Below are 18299 nucleotides of genomic sequence, written 5' to 3' on the forward strand. Positions count from 1 at the left end.
CGTGCAGCTGCACCACCTGTCCATGACGGCCATCGGGCCGTATGCCGGCACCGAGGTCATCGACTTCACCACCGTCGGGCGCGCCGGGCTCTTCCTGCTCGAGGGGCCCACCGGCTCGGGCAAGTCGACGATCATCGACGCCATCACCTTCGCGCTCTACGGCAAGGTCGCCCAGGCCTCGGCCGACGTCGAGCGAATCCACTCCCACCACGCCGACCCGCGCACCGTGCCCGTCGTCGTGCTCGTCTTCGAGACCCAGTCGGGGCTCTACCGCGTGCAGCGCACGCCGCGCTTCGAGCGGCCCAAGTCGCGCGGCGACGGCACGACGGTGCAGCAGCCGACGATCAAGCTGTGGCGCCTCCAGACGCCCGACGACCTCGAGGGTGGCGAGCTGCTCTCGACCAACATCGGCGACTGCGACGACGAGATCACCCGCGCCGTCGGGCTCACGCGCGACCAGTTCGTGCAGACCGTGATCCTGCCCCAGGGCGAGTTCGCCACCTTCCTGCGGGCCCGGTCCGAGGACAAGGGCAAGCTCCTCGAGAAGGTCTTCGGCACGGCCTTCTTCCGGCGGGTCCAGGACGAGATCGTCGAGGCCGGGCGAGCCGCGCAGGCGCGGCGCCAGTCCGCGGTCGACGAGATCCGCCTCGCCGTGCACGCGCTCGCCGTGTCGGCCGGTCTCGAGACCGAGCGGCGCGACACGCTCGAGGCCCTGAGCCGGACGACGCCCGAGGCCCTCGACGCCGAGCTGGCCCAGGTCGTCGACGAGCTGACGACGCGCGAGCGCCACGCGGGCAAGGCGAGCCGCGAGGCCATCGAGACCCACAAGCAGATGGCCGACATGGTCAGCGACGCCCGGTTGCGCATGCAGCGCCGCGAGCGGCTGATCCAGCTCCAGCAGCAGGAGCACGACCTCGGCAGGCAGGCGGTGACCTTCCAGCAGCTCGGCGAGGAGGTGGCCCGGGCTCGCCAGGCCCGTCCCGTCGCCGGCGCCGTGCGCACGCTGGCCCAGTCCGAGGCGACCCTCAAGCGTGCCGAGGCCGCCCTGACGCAGGCCCGCGCTCGCGTCGAACCGGCGCTGCGCGACCGCGGACCTGCCGCCCTGCGCGAGGCCGCAGCCCAGGCCCGTGAGGTCGTCGGCTCCCTGACCGGGGCCATCGTCCTCGAGGGCGCGCTCGCCGGACGCGTCGCGGAGCTGGCGCGGCTGCGCGAGCAGCTCGACGGCACACGCCGGTCGGTGGAGTCCGTGACGACCGAGCTCGAGGCGCTGCCCCGCACGATCGCCACGCACGAGGCGGCACTGACCGAGGCGCGCCGGCTGGCGGCTCTGCTCGACGGCCGTGCGACCGAGGGCGAGCGGGCGAAGGTCCGGCTCGAGGCTGCAGTCGAGCACGCGTCCGCCCTCGCGCGCGTGCCGCGTGCCGAGTCGGCCGCGACCGAGGCGTTGGGCACCCTGGCGTCGGCCGAGACGTCGCTCGCGGGGCTGCGCCGGGCGCGCATCGACGGCATCGCCGGCGAGCTCGGGCTGTCGCTCGTCGACGGCGACCCGTGCCCGGTGTGCGGCTCCGTCGAGCATCCCTCCCCTGCCCACCCGACGCTCGACGCGGTCACGCCCGAGCAGATCGACGCCGAGGAGTCCCGCGTCGTCCGGCTCCGCGAGCAGGCCACCACCGCCACGGAGGCCCTCGGGGCCCTCCGGTCCGAGGTGCGCGAGCTCGCGGCCCGGTGCGAGGGCCTCGACGTGGCCGCTGCCCGTGCGCAGGCCGAGGCGGCCGCGCGCGAGCTCGCGGCGTCGGTCCAGGCCCGCGCCGACGTCGTGGCGGGGGCGGCGCGCGTGACCGAGCTGCGCGACCGCGTCGACACGCTCTCCGCCGAGGCGAGCCGCCTCGGCGCCGACCTCGCGCGCGGCGACCAGTCCGTCGTCGACCTCGACGGCCGCATCGCCGAGGAGACCGCCGTCGTCGAGCAGGCCCGCGACGGCCACCCCAGCGTCACGGCGCGACGCGACGCCCTCGTCGCCGGAGCCTCCCGCATCGACGCCCTTGTCGACGCCCTGGGCCAGCGTGACGTCGCTGCCTCGTCCGTCGCCGAGGACACCGCGGCCCGCGACGCCGACCTCGCGCAGTTCGGCTTCGCCGACGTCGCCGAGTGGATGGCGGCCGACCGCGGAGCCGAGTGGATCAACGCCAAGACCCAGGAGATCGCGGAGTTCGAGCGGGCCTGCACCCAGGTGCGCGCAGGGCTCACCGGGCCCGAGCTCGCCGACGTCCAGCTCGACGCCCTCTTCGACGACATCGAACAGCTCGAGGCCCTCGCCGCCGCTGCCAAGAAGGACATGGAGATCGCGAGCAACGAGCACGGCAGCCTCCGCGACCAGGTGACGCGCACGAAGCGACGGGTCACCGACATCCGCGAGGCCCTGACCCGCAACGCCGCCGTCATCGCCGAGACCGCCGACGCCGTGCGGGTCGGGCAGCTCGTCGCGGGCAACGGCGACAACCAGCTCAACCTCGACCTCGCGAAGTACGTCCTCATCCGCCGCTTCACCGAGGTGCTGTCGGCCGCCAACACCGAGCTCGGCCGCTTCTCCGGCGGGCGCTACACGCTCGAGCACACCGACGCCAAGAAGGGCAACGCCAAGTCGGGCCTGGGGGTGCGCGTCCACGACATGCACACCAACCAGGTCCGCGAGGTCGGCACGCTCTCCGGCGGCGAGACCTTCTACGTCTCCCTGTCGCTCGCGCTCGCCCTGGCCGAGGTCGTGCGCGCCGAGTCCGGCGGCGTCGACCTCGGGACGCTCTTCGTCGACGAGGGATTCGGCACCCTCGACCCCGACGTGCTCGACGACGTCATGCACACCCTGGAGGGGCTGCGTGAGGGCGGGCGAACCGTCGGGATCGTCAGCCACGTCACCGAGCTGAAGTCGCGCCTCGCCGACCGCATCGAGGTGCTCGTCAAGCCCGACCGCACGAGCACCCTGCGCATCACCGCCTGACCACGACTCCAACGGCGCACCCATCTCCCAGTCGAGTGGCCCCGCAGTCACACACGCCCGCCCCATCCCCCGTCGAGTGGCCCCGCAGAAACACACGCCCGCCCCAATCCCCTCGTCGAGTGGCCCCGTCGTCACACGACAAGGGGATGGGATGGGATCGGTGGGGAGACGGGGCCACTCGACGGGGTGGTGGCAGGGGCTGGTGGGGTCACGGGGCCACTCGACGGGGTGGTGGCAGGGGCTGGTGGGGTCACGGGGCCACTCGACCGGGTGGTGGCAGCGGGTGGTGGGGTCACAGGGCCACTCGACGGGGTGGGGCGGGGGCTGGTGGGGTCATAGGGCCACTCGACGGGGCGGGGCCTACGATCCGAGCATGAGGATCGCCGCGAGCGTGTTCGTCGGGCTGGCCGCACTGCTGCACGTCTTCATCTTCTGGATGGAGAGCGTCGGCTGGACCCGTCCGGAGGTGTGGAAGCGCTTCGGCGTCGCCGACCAGGCGGCGGCCGACGTGACCCGGCCGATGGCGTACAACCAGGGTTTCTACAACCTCTTCCTCGGGCTGGGCGCGGCCCTCGGCCTCGTGCTCTGGTGGACCGGCCACGACACGGCCGGGCGCACCCTCGTCCTGTTCTGCACCGGCTCGATGGTTGCTGCCGCGGCCGTCCTCGTCACGACGGGCCGGAGCTACGTGCGAGCAGCGCTCACGCAGGGCACCCTGCCCCTCGTCGGCCTCGTCCTGACACTGCTCACCTGAGGGCGCCCGAGGCTCACCTGCGCTCAGCCGCTCGCCGGCTCGAACAGCTCGACCGGGTTGCCCGACGGGTCCTCCACGAGGATCTGGCGGCCCCCGGCCCCCTCGGCCATGACGCCCCGGAACGTCGCGCCCGCTCCACGCAGCCGCTCGACCTCAGCGTCGAGGTCGTCGGTCACGAGCTGGAACCGGCTCCATCCACCCGGGGCGGGAGATCGCCCGTCCCGCTCTCCCGCGTGCCCGGCACCGCCCGCGCCGGGCTGGTTGAGCAGCAGGCGCAGGTCGCCCCGCACCAGGATCGCGAAGCCCGGGAGCGGGCCCATCTCGACGTCGAAGCCGAGGTGCTGGGTGTAGAACCCCACGGCGGTCGCGACGTCGTCGACGATGTAACGCACTCCGACGGCCATGGCTCGTGCCTCCGTCTCTCGTCGATGTCCTGACCTCGACGACGCTACGCCGACTGCGTCATCTATGCAACGGTTGCGTTTCACACCGAAACGACAGCGTACGATTAAAGAGACGGCCGCCCCAACCCGGACAGGAACCCCCGACAGTGAACAGCACCGAACGCCCGGAGCGACGGCCGGACCCTCGCGTCGAGCGCACCCACGAGGTGGTCAAGCGGGAGGCGCTGGCCGAGCTCGCCTCGCGGGGCTACGGCGCCTTCACGATCGAGTCGGTCGCCAAGCGCAGCGGGGTGGCCAAGAGCACCATCTACCGTCACTGGCCCGGCAAGCTGGCGCTCGTCGCAGACGCACTGGAGACCCTGAACGTCCAGCCGCCCGGCGACGCCACCCTCGTCCCGACATCGGCGCTCGACCGGGTCGACCAGCTGCTGCGCCACCTGTCCGGTGCCTTCGCCGACCCCGCGATCACCGGATGCACCCCGGCGCTGATCGAGGCAGCCGAGCACGACCGCGACGTCCGCGCCTTCCACCACGCCTACGCGGCGACACGGCGGCGAGCCCTCGTGCAGGCCATCGCCGACGGCGTGGCGGACGGGACTTTCCCGGCGAGGGTCGACCCGGACACGGCCGCGATCGCCCTGGCCGGCGCCATCGTCTACTGCCGCGTCATGACGGACGCGCCCTTCCGGCCCGGCGACGTGCCGACCCTCATCGAGACGGTCCTCGGCGTCACGGCGGACCAGCCGGGCGCCCTCGCGCCCCAAGATCCTCGGGATGGCGCAGACGCCGCCCAGCCCTAGGTGTACTCGGCCAGCACGTTGGTGACACGTAGGCGGCCGCGCGACCCGCGACCTTCCAGGGACGACGCTCACGGGACGACGCTCACGCGACGGCGGAACCGCGCTTCACGCGTGCCGCTCCGACGACGAGGATGACGACGCCCACCGCGGCCGATCCCGCCGCGAGCACCGAGTAGCCGAGCGACCCGACGACGACGCCCGCCGCCACGCCTCCCCCGGCACCGGCGAGGCCCATGAGCACGTCGGCCAGCCCCTGGGTCGCGGGACGCTCGTCGGTCGTCACGACCGACGTGAGCAGGGTCGAGCCCGACACGAGCGTGCACGACCACCCGACCCCGAGCAGGAAGAGGGCCACGAGCAGCAGACCCGACCAGCCGGCCTGCGAGCGCGACGCGAGCAGCGATGCGAGCGTCAGCACGACCCCGCCGGCCATGGCGACGGGCGGCGCTCCCCACCGGTCGACCGCGGCACCCACGAGCGGCGACAGAGCGAACATCCCGAGGATGTGCACCGAGATGACGAAGCCGATGACCTCGAGCTCGGCATGACCGTGCTTCATGTGGATCGGCGTCATGACCATGACGCTGACCATCACGAGGTGGCCGAGGGCCATGACGAGCATCGCCTGGAGGGCACGAGGGTTCGAGCGCACCACCGCGAAGCCGCGGCGCATCGAGCCGTCGTGGTTGGGCACGTCGGCGACCCCGCCGGATGCCGGGTCGGCCACGACGTCGGCAGGCTGAACCCCGCCTGCAGCATCGGACGCGGCGGACGCTGCGGACGCTGCGGACGCGGCGGCGCGCCGGCCCTCCTCGCGGTCGGCGGCGTCGAGGGCGCGAGCGGTGAGCAGCGGGTCGGGGCGCAGCAGTCGGTCGACGACGAGCCACGCCAGCACGAAGCCGACGAGCGAGAAGAGGAACGTCCCCGCCAGCTCGGGCAGACCGAGGGTGTGCGCGAGGGCCTTGCCCGGGCCCACGAGGTTGGGACCGACGACGGACCCGATCGTCGTGGCCCACACGACGGTCGACAGGTCGCGCCCGCGATGCGTCGGGTCGGCGAGGTCCGCCGCGGCGTACCTCGTCTGGTTGTTGGCGGTCGTGCCGCCGCCGAAGAGGAACATGCCGACGACGAAGTGCGGGAACGACCGGACGACGGCGGCCACGAGCACGAGAGCCGCACCGACGAACGCCACGGCCAGGCCCCACCGGAGCCCGACGCGGCGGCCGCGGGCGGCCGTCGCGCGGGCGACGGGGATCGTCAGCAGCGCCGTGCCGAGCACCTGGGCGGTCGTGCCGACGCCGGCGAGCGCCTCGGTGCCGCTGAGGTCCTCGGCAAGGAGCGCGCCCACGGCGATGCCGCAGGCCATGCCGACACCACTGAGGATCTGGGACCCGACGAGGGTCCGGACCACCTTGCGCTGCAAGGTCGCCCGGTCGAGCTGAGCTGGAGCGAGGACCACCGGCCGCTCAGACGTGACGGCGCGACGTGATGACGCGGAAGCGGTTCGCGACGAAGGCGGCGTCGGTGTAGGCGGCGTTCGCGGCGGGGTTGGCGCCGGTGCCGTGGAAGTCGGAGAAGGCCGCCGTCTGGTTGACGAAGATCTGCCCGGTCAGGTTCTCGGACAGGGCGACCCCGCCCTCGGCAGCCGCGTCGCGCGCCGCGTCGAGCACGGCGTCGCTCGTCGAGTAGACGGCGGCGGTCATGGCCCCGTGCTCGCGCACGGTGTCGGCGAGCTGCGCGAGCGACTGCTCCGTCGAGGCCGTCCGGATGAGGAAGCCGACGGGACCGAAGCACTCCTGCGTGTAGACGTCCTCGCGGGCGACGTCGACGGCGACGAGCCCCGGTGCGCGCACGACGGCGTCGCCCCACGTCGGGTGCGTGACACGGCGGGAGTCGAGCACGACCCGGCCGTCGGCGTCCTCGGCGATCGAGGCGAGGGAGTCCGCGTTGGCGCGGACCTGGTCGTTGACCGTCGCGCCGAGCAGCTCGACGGCCTTGGCGTCGTCACCGGTGAGACGACCGACGGCAGACGCGAGACGGTCACCGAACTCGTCGAACGACAGGTGGCCCTCGTCGGTCTCGACGCCGGCCTCGGGCACGTAGAGGTTCTGCGGCGCCGTGCACATCTGGCCGGAGTAGAGGGTGAGGCTGAAGGCGAGGTTGCCGAGCATCCCGCGCAGGTCGTCGGTGGAGTCGACGACGATCGAGTTGAGACCGGCCTTCTCGGTGTAGACGAGCTTGCCGTGCGCGGCCCCGGACTCCTCGAGCCACGCGCCGAACGTCGGGCCGCCGGTGTAGTCGATGATCGCGACCTCGTCGCGCTCGGCCAGCGTCTTGGCGAGCCCCTGCCCGTCCGCCTCGGGCGCGAGCTGGACGAGGGCGGGGTCGAAGCCCGCCTCGGCCAGGACCTCGCGCGCGACCTCGACGGAGATCGCGAGCGGCAGCACGGCGCGCGGGTGCGGCTTGACGACGACCGGGTTGCCGGTGACGAGCGAGGCGAAGATGCCGGGGTAGGCGTTCCAGGTCGGGAAGGTGTTGCAGCCGATGACGAGCGCGACCCCGCGCGGCACGAGGCGGTAGTCCTTCTGCATCCGCGTCGGCGCGGGCTTGCCCTCGCGGTCGCGGCCCGGCTTCTCCCAGACGACCGACGCGGGCACACGCTCCTGCTCGACGAGCCCGGCAGCGACGGCCTCGACGGCGCGGTCCTGCGCGTGCGGTCCCCCGGCCTGGAAGGACATGACGAACGGCTGACCGGACGTGTGCATGACGGCGTTGGCGATCTCGAAGCTGCGCTTGTTGATGCGGTCGACGATCTCGACGCACACCGCGGCCCGCACCTGCGGTCCTGCGTCGCGCCACGCCGGCATCGCCGCGCGCGCGGCGGCGAGTCCGGCCTCGACGTCGAGCGCCGGGTAGGTGACCCCGAGGGTCGGCCCGTAGGGCGACACCTCGCTCCCCACGAACGTCCCGTCGGTCGGCTGGCCCGACAGGGCGGCATACGCCCCGCCCAGGTGGGCCTCGTGCGCGGCGAGCCCGTCGGCCGCGGCGGTCTCGCCGTAGACGCGGGGGCTGGGCGACTCGGGGTAGCGGGAGTACCAGCTGCGGCTCGTCAGGGCCTGACGGATCTCGTCGAGGACTCCCGCGTGCGCGTCGAGGAGGGGGTGGGTGGGCGTCGTTGCCGGTGCAGTCACGGGTCGATGCTAGCCCCGGCCCCCACCATGGCCGTATGCCGTCGCGCGCAGCCCGCGACCGCCCGCCGCGCACCCGGGGCGGGCCACGCGGCAGGATGGCGAGCATGGACACGGACACCACCGAGGCCGGCGCAGCGCACACCCACGAGTCCGCCTTCGGACCGGTCGGGGTCATCGGGGCGGGAGCCATGGGTGCCGGCATCGCCCAGGTCGCGGCGACCGCGGGCCACGCCGTGACCCTCGTCGACGCCGTGCCGGGCGCCGCGGGCGCGGCGGTCGAGAAGATCGGTGCGGCCCTCACGCGGCACGTCGACAAGGGCCGCCTGTCCGCCGACGACGCGTCGGCGGTGCTGGCGCGCATCACGCCGGCCGCCTCGATCGAGGAGCTGCCCGAGTGCGGGCTCGTCATCGAGGCCGTCCCCGAGGACCTCGACCTCAAGCGTCGGATCTTCGCCGACCTCGCCGACCACCAGCCGTCGACGACGGTGCTCGCGACGAACACGTCGAGCATCGACATCGACGACATCGCCGCCGAGGTGCCCGACCCCGAGCGCGTGCTCGGCCTGCACTTCTTCAACCCGCCGCCCGTCATGCGCCTCGTCGAGGTCGTGCACGGCAAGCGCACCGCCCGGGCGTTCGTCGAGCACGCCGTCGCGCTCATGGACGCGTGGGGCAAGACGCCGGTGCGGTGTCGCTCGACCCCGGGCTTCATCGTCAACCGCGTCGCGCGCCCCTTCTACGGCGAGGCGCAGCGCATCGTCGAGAGCGGCGTCGCCGACCCGGCCACGGTCGACTGGGTGCTCCGCGAGAAGGGCGGCTTCCCGATGGGGCCGCTCGAGCTCACCGACTTCATCGGGCAGGACGTCAACCTCGCCGTCGGCACGTCGGTGTGGGAGCAGACCGGGCGCGACGAGCGCTATGCGCCGACGGCCTTCCAGCAGGGTCTCGTCGAGGCGGGCCGGCTCGGCCGCAAGACGGGCTCGGGGGTGTACGCGTATGCCGCCGACGGCTCGGTCACCGGCGCCGAGCCGGACGTCGAGCTCGCCGAGCGCCTCGTCGGCGGACCGGTCGCGACCGACCCTCTCGCTCGCACCCTCGCGATGCTCGTCAACGAGGCCGTCGACCTCGTCGCGCGCGGCGAGGCGAGCGCCGACGACGTCGACACGGCGATGCAGCTCGGCACCCGCTACCCGAAGGGCCCCATCGCCTGGGGGCGCGAGATCGGCTTCGACGTCGTCGCCCGGCAGGTGGCCGAGCTCGACGAGGCCTTCCCGGGCGGTCGCTACCGGCCGAGCCCGGCCCTGACCGACGGGAGCGTCACGTGAGCGAGACCCAGCTGCCCGCCGGCGGCGGGGACGGCCACGACGTCGAGGCCGGGGTCGCGTTCGCCCGGCAGATGTGGGACGACGACGTGGCCTCGCGGCGCCTCGGCATGGAGGCCGCCGTCGTCGAGCAGGACCACGCCGTCGTGCGGATGGCGATCCGCGACGACATGGTCAACGGTCACGCCATCTGCCACGGCGGCTACATCTTCACCCTGGCCGACTCGTGCTTCGCGCTCGCCTGCAACTCGCGGGGGCGCCTCACGGTGGCGGCCGGGGCCGACATCTCCTTCACCGCGCCGGGCCGGCTCGGTGACGTGCTCGTCGCCGAGGGCCACGTGCGCTCGGCGTTCGGGCGCAGCGGCATCACGGACGTGACGGTCAGACGGGAGTCGGACGGTCAGATCATTGCCGAGTTCCGCGGCCGGAGCCGCAGCCTCAAGCGCCCCTGACCCTGACCATCCACCGTCGAGAGGCCACAAACCGGAGCCCCGCCACACGTCGAGAGGCCACAAACCGGGCGTCCCTGACCGCGAGAGGCCACGAACCGGGGAAACTGAGCCCGGTTTGTGGCCTCTCGACGGTTGAAAAGAGGGTGTGGGTCAGCGGGAGCGGCGGCCACCGGCACGGGTGCCGGCGGAGAACGCCGCGGCACTGCCGCTGCTGCTGCTCGTGTAGACCGTCGACGAGCCGCCACGACGGCCGGAGCCGCCTGCGCCGCCGGCCGACCGGCGACCGCCGGTCTGGCCCTCGCCGCCCTGACCGGAGCGACCACGGCCCGAGCCGCGGCCACCGGCGCCGGGCCCACGACCGCTCTCGCCGACCGCGCGACCTGCGCCACGGCCACCACCGGTGGTGCCGCCGCCCTGTCCACGCGCACGACCACGGCCGCGGCCGGAGCCGCCGGACGCCGAGTTCGAGCTCGAGCCCGAGCGGGCCGGGGCGTCCTCGCGGACGAGGCCGCCGGCATACGATCGGTCGCCGGGGGCGAGCTCGGTCAGGAGCGGGTGGCCGAGCTGGACACGCGTCGTGGTCGGCTTGATGCCGGCCTTGCGGGTCAGGTCGCGCACGTCACGCACCTGCTCGTCGAGCATCATCGTCACGACGATGCCGTCGTTGCCGGCGCGGGCCGTGCGGCCCGAGCGGTGGAGGTAGGCCTTGTGCTCGACGGGCGGGTCGGCGTGGATGACGAGCGCGACGTCGTCGACGTGGATGCCGCGAGCGGCGATGTCGGTCGCGACGAGCGTCTGCGCCCGGCCCGAGTGGAAGTCGTCCATGTTGCGCGTGCGGGCACCCTGGCTGAGGTTGCCGTGCAGCTCGACGGCCGGAACTCCCGAGGCGTTGAGCTGCTTGGCGAGCTTCTTGGCCCGGTGCTTGGTGCGCGTGAAGACGACCTTGCGGCCGGGGGCCGCGGTGAGATCGAGGATGACCGGCAGGTGTGAGCCGTTGTCGACGTGGAGCACGTGGTGGCTCATCGTCGAGACGGGCGACTGCGCAGAGTCGGCCTCGTGCGTCACGGGCTGGTGGAGGAACTTGTTGACGAGCACGTTGATCGCACCGTCGAGCGTCGCCGAGAAGAGGAGGCGCTGGCCGTTGCGGGGCGTCTTCTCCATGATCCGGCGCACGCCCGGCAGGAAGCCGAGGTCGGCCATGTGGTCGGCCTCGTCGAGGATCGTGACCTCGATGCTGTCGAGGTTGACGTGGCCCTGCTGCATGAGGTCCTCGAGGCGACCGGGGCAGGCGACGATGACGTCGACGCCGTTGCGGAGGCCCTGGACCTGCGGGTTCTGGCCGACGCCGCCGAAGATCGTCTGCGAGTTGAGCCCGAGCGCCTTGGCGAGCGGGGCCATCGCGGTGTCGATCTGCGTGACGAGCTCGCGGGTCGGGGCGAGGATGAGCGCGCGCGGACGGCGGGCCAGACGGCTCCGACGCGACTGCGAGAGGCGCGTCAGCAGCGGCAGCAGGAAGGCGTACGTCTTGCCGGAGCCGGTGCGGCCACGGCCGAGGACGTCGCGCCCGGCCAGGGAGTCGGGCAGCGTCGCGGCCTGGATGGGGGTCGGGGTGGTGATGCCGAGACCGTCGAGGATCGTGACGAGGTCGGCGGGCACGCCGAGAACGGCGAAGTTCGTGTCAGTGGACACAGGTGGGTACTCCAAAAAGTGGAAGCGGTCGTTCTGCCCGGCGCGAAGGGCCTCAGCTGTGAGGTGTCGCGGCGCAAGAGCGAATCGACGGGGCCGGCGATACTCCGCCAGGCCAAGAAGAAGCGGCCCGAGGCAGAACTGGGCGGGCCACTGGGACAAAGACTACCCGAGCGGACGCCGAGGACGCTAACCGGGTCGATTCCGCGGACAGACGCGCCCTGCGCTCCTACCGTCGATGGCACGACGTCAAGGGACGCCACAGGGGCGGTCGGGCGCGGGGACTCAGGCCCCCCTTGATATCGAGTAGGGGGTTTGACACATGGCACGAAAGCTACGCGTGAAAGCCGTGGCTGCGGTCGCCTGCGGGGTGGCCGCGATCGGACTGGCGGGCGCACCGGGGGCGACCGCCGACAGCATGAACTGGCACAAGGTCCTCTCCGAGTTCCAGCTCGGACCGTTCAACCTCGCGGTGAACCAGCAGAAGGTCTACGTCGCCGACGGGTTCTCCGGGACCCTGACGCGCACCGGCGGGTCGGCGCCCCTCGCCGAGGCGCCCGGGCTGGCCGGGATCGACTTCTCGCCCGACGGCACGGCATACGCGTACGCGTGGAGCAACGACGACCACACCGTGGCCGCCCTCACCATCCACGCGAGCGGCAGACCGGATGTCGTGGCCGACCTCGCCCAGTACGAGGCCGTGCACAACCCGGACGGGGCCGTCACGTACGGGATCGTCGCCAACGGCAACCCGTGCGCCGAGGAGATCCTCGGCGGGCTCACCGGAGGCCCGGCCACCTACACCGGCATCACGGACACGCACCCGTACTCCGTCGCGTGGAGCGCGTCGGGCTGGTACGTCGCCGACGCCGGCATGAACGCCGTGCTCAAGGTCGACCGGACGGGACACGTGTCGACGGTCGCGGTGCTCCCGCCGCAGCCGGTGACGCTGACCCAGCCGATGGTCGACGCCATCGCGGGTGAGGCCGGGGCACCCGCCGGAGCCTTCGACTGCCTCGTCGGGGTGACGTACGCCTTCGAGCCCGTGCCGACCGACGTCGAGGTCGACCAGAACGGCGCCCTCTACGTGTCGATCCTGCCGGGCGGCCCCGAGAGCCCGGCCCTCGGCGCCCGCGGCAAGGTCTTCAAGGTCAACGCCTCGACCGGAGCGCGCACCACGGTCGCGAGCGGGCTGCTCGGCGCGACGAACGTCGCCGTCGCCTCCGACGGAACCCTCTACGCCACCGAGCTCTTCGGCGGGAAGGTGACGAAGTTCGCGCACGGCACGCGGTCCACCGCTGTCACCGTCGACCGGCCGCTCGCCGTCGAGGTCCACGGCGGCTACCTCTACGTGGGTCAGTTCGCCGACATCAGCTTCGGGCCCAACGGGCCGGAGATCAACGCGCCGGGCAGCGTCATCCGCTTCAAGCGCTAGCCCGCGACACGGCATACGCGCGTATGCCGTCAGGGAGCGCCCCGGGCCGGCTCGCCCGGGGCGTTCCTGTGTCCCCGCTAACGGTTCGGCACCATCCGTGGGCACCCGCACCGAAAGGTGGAAGGATCGGCCAATCAGCCGGCGCCCCGTCGCGCCTGATCGCCCAGAACGACCTGTTCGCCCCGGAAGGACCATCTTGATGCGTCGCATGTCCCTCATCGCCGTCACCGGTTTCGTCGCCGCCGGCCTCACGCTCTCCGCCTGCGGGTCGGACTCGATGTCCACCACGCCCGGCGCGGGCGGCACCCCGGCCGGGACGTCGGCCGCCGGGGGTGGCGTCGACCAGGCCCTCGCGGCCAAGGTCCCCGCCAAGATCAAGTCCGCGGGCAAGATCGTCGTCGGCACCGACCCGACCTACGCCCCCAACGAGATGCTCGGCACCGACGGCAAGACCGTCGAGGGCTTCGACATCTCGGTGTTCAACGCCGTCGCCGCCAAGCTGGGCCTCAAGACCGAGTACGTCCCGGCCGGGTTCGGCACGATCATCCTCGGCGTCACGAGCGGCAAGTACGACGTCGGCGTCTCGAGCTTCACCATCAACCCTGAGCGCAAGAAGCAGGTCAACATGGTGAGCTACTACAGCGCCGGCACGCAGTGGGTCGTCGCCAAGGGCAACCCCGAGAAGGTCAGCATCGACGACGCCTGCGGCAAGAGCATCGGCGCCCAGAAGGACACCGTGCAGGCCGAGGACCTCGCCGCCCGCAGCAAGAAGTGCACCGACGCCGGCAAGCCGGGCATCACCCAGGTCATCCAGACCGGTCAGGACCAGGTCACGGCCGACGTCGCGAGCGGCAAGACGGTCGCCATGCTCGCCGACTCGCCCGTCGGGCTGTATGCCGTGAAGCAGACGGGCACGCTCGAGGCCCTCGGCGAGATCTACGACTCGGCCCCCTACGGCTACGTCGTGCCGAAGGACCAGACCGACTTCGCCAACCTGCTCGTCGAGGCGCTCAAGGCGGCCAAGGCCGACGGCAGCTACGAGGCGGCGCTCAAGCAGTACTCCGTCGAGGCCGGCGCCGTCGACACCTTCGCCGTCAACCCCTGAGCACGCCGATGACCGACTCCACCTCGGAACGGCCGGGCGTCATCGACGCCCGGCCGGTGCGCCACCCCGGCCGATGGGTCGCACTGGCCGTCATCCTCCTGCTCATCGGCATGATGGTCAGCTCGTTCCTGACCAACCCGCGCTGGAACTTCGCCAAGGCGCTGGAGATCATGCAGCAGACGCCGGTGCTCGAGGGGCTCTGGAAGGGCACCATCGTCGGCACCATCGGCTCGATGGCCATCGGCATCGTGGGCGGCATCATCATCGCCGTGCTCCGCCTGTCGGAGAACCCCATCCTGCGCGGGGTCTCCTTCGTCTACACGTGGTTCTTCCGCGGCATCCCCCGCCTCGTGCTCCTCGCGATGATCGGCAGCGGTGTCGGCTTCCTCTACAACAAGCTCGACTTCGGGGTGCCGTTCGGCCAGCAGCTCGCCTCGTTCATGGGGCTGTCGAGCGACTTCACCTTCTTCACCCTCAACGTCAACCAGTTCTCGAGCACGCTGCTCGCCGGCATCATCGGCCTCGGCCTCTCCGAGGCCGCCTACATGGCCGAGATCGCCCGTGCCGGCATCCTGTCGGTCGACCGCGGCCAGGCCGAGGCGGCTGCCGCACTCGGCATGAACCGCGGCCAGGCCATGCGCCGGATCGTGCTGCCCCAGGCGATGCGCGTCATCGTGCCGCCGACGGGCAACGAGACCATCGCCATGGTGAAGGACACCTCGCTGCTCTCGGCGATCCCCGTCATCACCGAGCTCTACTACCAGACGAGCGCGATCGGCAACCGGACGCTGCTCATCATGCCGGCGTTCGTCGCCGTGACCGCGTGGTACCTCATCGTCGGGTCGGTCCTCATGGTCGGGCAGTACTTCCTCGAGAAGCGCTTCGGCCGAGGTTTCGGCACGGGTGCACCCAACAAGCGCTTCGCGCGACCGGCCGGGGCGGGAGGCGCCTGATGTCAGACACCACCACCACGTCGGGGCCCGACGCACGCTCGCGCACCGGCGAGGACCAGCCGCTCGTCCGGGCCCTCAACGTCCTCAAGAGCTTCCACGGCAACGAGGTGCTCAAGGGCATCGACCTCGACGTGCACCGCGGCGAGGTGGTCTGCCTCCTCGGGCCGTCGGGCTCGGGCAAGACGACGTTCCTGCGCTGCATCAACCAGCTCGAGGAGATCGACGGCGGCCGCATCTGGGTCGACGGCGACCTCGTCGGCTTCCGCGACGACGGCGGGCAGCTGCACCACCTCACCGACAAGCAGGTCGCCGCGCAGCGCCGCGAGATCGGCATGGTCTTCCAGCGCTTCAACCTCTTCCCGCACATGACGGCCCTCGAGAACGTCATGGAGGCACCGGTCCAGGTGCGCGGGACGGGCAAGAAGCAGGCGAAGGCGCGGGCTCTCGAGCTGCTCGAGCAGGTCGGGCTCGGTGACAAGCCGAGCGCCTACCCGGCGCAGCTCTCGGGTGGCCAGCAGCAGCGCGTCGCCATCGCCCGGGCGCTCGCCATGGACCCGAAGCTCATGCTCTTCGACGAGCCGACGTCGGCCCTCGACCCCGAGCTCGTCGGTGAGGTGCTCCGCGTCATGCGCGACCTCGCCGACCAGGGCATGACGATGATCGTCGTGACGCACGAGATGGGTTTTGCGCGCGACGTCGCCGACCACGTCGTCTTCATGGACGGCGGGGTCGTCGTCGAGCAGGGCAAGCCGAAGGACGTCATCGGCAACCCGCAGCACGAGCGGACGCGGTCGTTCCTCAAGCGCATGCGCACGGAGCACGACGAGGCACGTGCCGACGACGACGCGGCCGCGGCCGCTGCCCAGGGCTCCGACTCCGCCTCGGCGGGCGCGACGCCCCCGGACGCCTGACCGTCGAGAGGCCACTTCCGGTCGCCTCCGCCACCTCGAGAGGCCACGTCGTGCGACACGACGTGGCCTCTCGTCCGTCTCCGGGGGGCCACCATCCGCCTCTCGACGGGCACCGGGGACAACGGGCGGCCTCTCGATGGTTGGGCCCGGGTCTCGTGGGACACAATGGCGGCCATGACGACGGAGTCACCCGAGAGCCGCCCGAGCCTGCCCGACCACGAGATCCCCACGATCGGGGTCGACGAGCTGCGGGACACCCAGCTCGAGCGGCTCAAGCGGACGGTGCGGACGGCATACGACAACGTCCCGCACTATCGGGAATCCTTTGATGCCAGGGGTTTCCACCCCGACGACCTGACGTCGCTCGACGACGTGGGCCGTATGCCGTTCACGACCAAGGCGGACCTGCGCGCCAACTACCCCTTCGGGATGTTCGCCGTGCCGCGCGAGCAGGTCGTCCGCGTCCACGCGAGCTCCGGCACCACGGGACGCCCGACCGTGGTGGGCTACACGAAGGACGACATCGACACGTGGGCCGACCTCATGGCCCGGTCGATCCGGCTGGCCGGCGGCCACCCGGGTGACGTCATCCACGTCGCGTACGGCTACGGCCTCTTCACCGGCGGCCTCGGCGCGCACTACGGCGTCGAGCGGCTCGGCGCGACCGTCGTGCCGGTCAGCGGCGGCATGACCGAGCGGCAGGTGCAGCTCATCCGCGACTTCCGACCGCGCGTCATCATGGTCACGCCGAGCTACTTCCTCAGCCTGCTCGACGAGATGGAGCGCGAGGGCATCGACCCCGCCGCGACGAGCCTCGAGGTCGGGATCTTCGGCGCCGAGCCGTGGACCGAGTCGATGCGCCGGGAGATCGAGCGCCGCACCGGGATGGACGCCGTCGACATCTACGGCCTCTCGGAGGTCATGGGGCCCGGCGTGGCCCAGGAGGCCGCGACGACCAAGGACGGCCTGCACATCTGGGAGGACCACTTCTACCCGGAGGTCATCGACCCGGTCACCGAGGAGGTGCTGCCCGACGGCGAGGTCGGCGAGCTCGTCTTCACGTCGCTGACCAAGCAGGCGATGCCGGTCATCCGCTACCGCACCCGCGACCTGACCCGGCTGCTGCCGGGCACGGCCGTGCCGTCGATGCGGCGGATGGAGAAGGTCACCGGCCGCACCGACGACATGATGATCGTCCGCGGCGTCAACGTCTTCCCGACGCAGATCGAGGAGCACGTGCTCGCCGACCCGCGCCTGTCTCCCTACTTCCAGTGCGTCCTGACCCAGCCCGGCCGGATGGTCGAGCTGACCGTGCTCGTCGAGCCGCTGGAGCGTCTCGAGGCCGGCGCGGCCGAGCAGATCGCCCGCACGCTCGAGCACACGATCAAGGCCCGCATCGGCACGACGTGCCGCGTCGAGGTGCGCGATCCCGGGTCCATCGAGCGGTCCATCGGCAAGGCCCGCCGCATCGTCGACGAGCGGCCGAAGGCATGAGCGCACCGTCCGGCGGGCCGGTGCTCGAGCCGTATGCCGTCACGGCGCCCGACGGGGCACGTCCCCTCGGCGTGCCGCCCTTCCTCGAGCCCGGCGACGTCGTCATGTGGCGCTACCGCGACCACGCGTGGGAGCCGGGACGCCCCGAGACCGCGTCGCCGATGCGGGTCGTCCGCGACGACGAGAGCGGCCTCGTCGCGTGGCTCGCCCCCGGCACCGTGCACCTGACCAAGCGGTATGCCGACGGCTCGGACCTGCGTGACGTGCCGATGGGTGAGCGCTTCCTCCGTGACGCCCGTCGGGTGCAGGCCCGGTCGCGCTGGCGCGGCGCCGGCATCCTGCGGATCGCCCCGGTCGGGGTGCCGTGGTCGGTCTGGCTCTTCTGGGACGTCCCCGACGTCGACGGTGCGCCGACGGACCCGGCCGACCCGGCGGCATACGACCGCTGGGAGTTCGAGGGGTGGTACGTCAACCTCGAGACCGTCCACCAGCGCGCCGGCACCGAGACGTTCACCGGCGACCACGTGCTCGACCTGTGGATCGAGGCCGACGGCACGGTCAACGTCAAGGACGCCGACGAGCTCGAGGCCGCGGTCGAGCAGGGCCGCGGGAGCGCCGAGCAGGCCGACGCCATCCGGCACAACGCCGAACACGCCCGCGCCTCCTTCGCCGCCAAGGACTGGCCCTTCGCCGACGAGTGGACGCGGTGGCGGCCCGAACCGACGTGGACGGCACCAGGCCTGGGTGACGAGCGCTGGGACATCGACCTCGTCGACTGACGCTCGCCGCGACCTGTC

General features: G+C 72.2%; 15 protein-coding genes. 11 read left to right on the top strand and 4 right to left on the bottom strand.

Annotated elements, in window-relative coordinates; genetic code table 11:
- Position 1: 1 nt before the first annotated feature.
- Both ACSQ2D_RS18945 and ACSQ2D_RS18950 read left to right on the top strand, forming a co-directional pair.
- A complete protein-coding gene (locus ACSQ2D_RS18945; RefSeq protein ID WP_435987459.1) occupies positions 2-2995 on the top strand; it encodes an AAA family ATPase in 2994 nt (997 codons plus the stop codon).
- Between the two features lie 373 nt (positions 2996-3368).
- Positions 3369-3749, top strand: a complete 381-nt coding sequence (locus ACSQ2D_RS18950) for a DUF1304 domain-containing protein (RefSeq protein WP_435987460.1) — start codon at positions 3369-3371, stop codon at positions 3747-3749.
- A 23-nt stretch (positions 3750-3772) separates the two neighbouring features.
- On the opposite strand, the gene ACSQ2D_RS18955 is transcribed toward ACSQ2D_RS18950, so the two are convergent.
- Positions 3773-4153 (bottom strand): VOC family protein, encoded by a 381-nt coding sequence (locus tag ACSQ2D_RS18955; protein WP_435987461.1) that lies wholly within the window; start codon positions 4151-4153, stop codon positions 3773-3775.
- A gap of 146 nt (positions 4154-4299) precedes the next feature.
- Here ACSQ2D_RS18955 and ACSQ2D_RS18960 point away from each other — a divergent pair, with 146 nt between their 5' ends.
- The gene (locus ACSQ2D_RS18960) at positions 4300-4953 is read left to right on the top strand and encodes a TetR/AcrR family transcriptional regulator (RefSeq protein WP_435987462.1); all 654 of its coding nucleotides are present in this window, start codon (positions 4300-4302) and stop codon (positions 4951-4953) included.
- Between the two features lie 82 nt (positions 4954-5035).
- Here the strand turns inward: ACSQ2D_RS18960 and ACSQ2D_RS18965 are convergent, their stop codons facing one another.
- Positions 5036-6376: an MFS transporter gene (locus ACSQ2D_RS18965; RefSeq protein WP_435987463.1), complete on the bottom strand. Its 1341-nt coding sequence runs from the start codon at positions 6374-6376 to the stop codon at positions 5036-5038.
- Positions 6377-6419: 43 nt separating this feature from the next.
- Positions 6420-8144 carry a phenylacetic acid degradation protein PaaN gene (gene paaN / locus ACSQ2D_RS18970; protein WP_435987464.1) on the bottom strand — a complete coding sequence of 575 codons (1725 nt, stop codon included), beginning with the start codon at positions 8142-8144 and terminating at the stop codon, positions 6420-6422.
- A gap of 104 nt (positions 8145-8248) precedes the next feature.
- On the opposite strand from paaN, the gene ACSQ2D_RS18975 reads away from it, so the two are divergent.
- Together ACSQ2D_RS18975 and paaI are read left to right on the top strand one after the other, a co-directional pair.
- The gene (locus ACSQ2D_RS18975) at positions 8249-9469 is read left to right on the top strand and encodes a 3-hydroxyacyl-CoA dehydrogenase NAD-binding domain-containing protein (RefSeq protein WP_435987465.1); all 1221 of its coding nucleotides are present in this window, start codon (positions 8249-8251) and stop codon (positions 9467-9469) included.
- On the top strand, positions 9466-9918 hold the full coding sequence (gene paaI / locus ACSQ2D_RS18980; RefSeq protein ID WP_435987466.1) for a hydroxyphenylacetyl-CoA thioesterase PaaI: 453 nt from the start codon (positions 9466-9468) through the stop codon (positions 9916-9918). The genes ACSQ2D_RS18975 and paaI overlap by 4 nt, the downstream gene beginning before the upstream one ends.
- Positions 9919-10068: 150 nt before the next feature.
- Here paaI and ACSQ2D_RS18985 read toward each other — a convergent pair whose 3' ends face one another.
- Positions 10069-11607, bottom strand: a complete 1539-nt coding sequence (locus tag ACSQ2D_RS18985; protein WP_435987467.1) for a DEAD/DEAH box helicase — start codon at positions 11605-11607, stop codon at positions 10069-10071.
- Between the two features lie 415 nt (positions 11608-12022).
- On the opposite strand from ACSQ2D_RS18985, the gene ACSQ2D_RS18990 reads away from it, so the two are divergent.
- The 6 genes from ACSQ2D_RS18990 to ACSQ2D_RS19015 all read left to right on the top strand — a co-directional run bounded on the left by ACSQ2D_RS18990 (position 12023) and on the right by ACSQ2D_RS19015 (position 18281).
- Positions 12023-13039: a ScyD/ScyE family protein gene (locus ACSQ2D_RS18990; protein ID WP_435987468.1), complete on the top strand. Its 1017-nt coding sequence runs from the start codon at positions 12023-12025 to the stop codon at positions 13037-13039.
- A 199-nt stretch (positions 13040-13238) separates the two neighbouring features.
- A complete protein-coding gene (locus ACSQ2D_RS18995) occupies positions 13239-14144 on the top strand; it encodes an ABC transporter substrate-binding protein (RefSeq protein WP_435987469.1) in 906 nt (301 codons plus the stop codon).
- An 8-nt stretch (positions 14145-14152) separates the two neighbouring features.
- Entirely contained in the window at positions 14153-15097 is a 945-nt protein-coding gene (locus tag ACSQ2D_RS19000) for an amino acid ABC transporter permease (RefSeq protein ID WP_435987470.1), read from the top strand.
- Entirely contained in the window at positions 15097-16008 is a 912-nt protein-coding gene (locus ACSQ2D_RS19005) for an amino acid ABC transporter ATP-binding protein (RefSeq protein ID WP_435987471.1), read from the top strand. The genes ACSQ2D_RS19000 and ACSQ2D_RS19005 overlap by 1 nt, the downstream gene beginning before the upstream one ends.
- Before the next feature lie 174 nt (positions 16009-16182).
- Positions 16183-17502 carry a phenylacetate--CoA ligase PaaK gene (paaK, locus tag ACSQ2D_RS19010; protein WP_435987472.1) on the top strand — a complete coding sequence of 440 codons (1320 nt, stop codon included), beginning with the start codon at positions 16183-16185 and terminating at the stop codon, positions 17500-17502.
- A complete protein-coding gene (locus tag ACSQ2D_RS19015) occupies positions 17499-18281 on the top strand; it encodes a DUF402 domain-containing protein (RefSeq protein ID WP_435987473.1) in 783 nt (260 codons plus the stop codon). The genes paaK and ACSQ2D_RS19015 overlap by 4 nt, the downstream gene beginning before the upstream one ends.
- Positions 18282-18299 lie beyond the last annotated feature (18 nt).

Origin of the sequence: Terrabacter sp. LjRoot27 (assembly GCF_964254175.1) — a bacterium.
Taxonomy (GTDB): Bacteria; Actinomycetota; Actinomycetes; order Actinomycetales; family Dermatophilaceae; genus Terrabacter.

Bases quoted from the DNA above. Each gene is read 5' to 3' on its own strand.
- ACSQ2D_RS18950 (WP_435987460.1), top strand. From the start codon at position 3,369: ATGAGGATCGCCGCGAGCGTGTTCGTCGGGCTGGCCGCACTGCTGCAC.
- ACSQ2D_RS18955 (WP_435987461.1), bottom strand. From the start codon at position 4,153: ATGGCCGTCGGAGTGCGTTACATCGTCGACGACGTCGCGACCGCCGTG.
- ACSQ2D_RS18975 (WP_435987465.1), top strand. From the start codon at position 8,249: ATGGACACGGACACCACCGAGGCCGGCGCAGCGCACACCCACGAGTCC.
- ACSQ2D_RS18990 (WP_435987468.1), top strand. From the start codon at position 12,023: ATGAACTGGCACAAGGTCCTCTCCGAGTTCCAGCTCGGACCGTTCAAC.
- ACSQ2D_RS18995 (WP_435987469.1), top strand. From the start codon at position 13,239: ATGCGTCGCATGTCCCTCATCGCCGTCACCGGTTTCGTCGCCGCCGGC.
- ACSQ2D_RS19000 (WP_435987470.1), top strand. From the start codon at position 14,153: ATGACCGACTCCACCTCGGAACGGCCGGGCGTCATCGACGCCCGGCCG.
- ACSQ2D_RS19005 (WP_435987471.1), top strand. From the start codon at position 15,097: ATGTCAGACACCACCACCACGTCGGGGCCCGACGCACGCTCGCGCACC.
- paaK (WP_435987472.1), top strand. From the start codon at position 16,183: ATGACGACGGAGTCACCCGAGAGCCGCCCGAGCCTGCCCGACCACGAG.
- ACSQ2D_RS19015 (WP_435987473.1), top strand. From the start codon at position 17,499: ATGAGCGCACCGTCCGGCGGGCCGGTGCTCGAGCCGTATGCCGTCACG.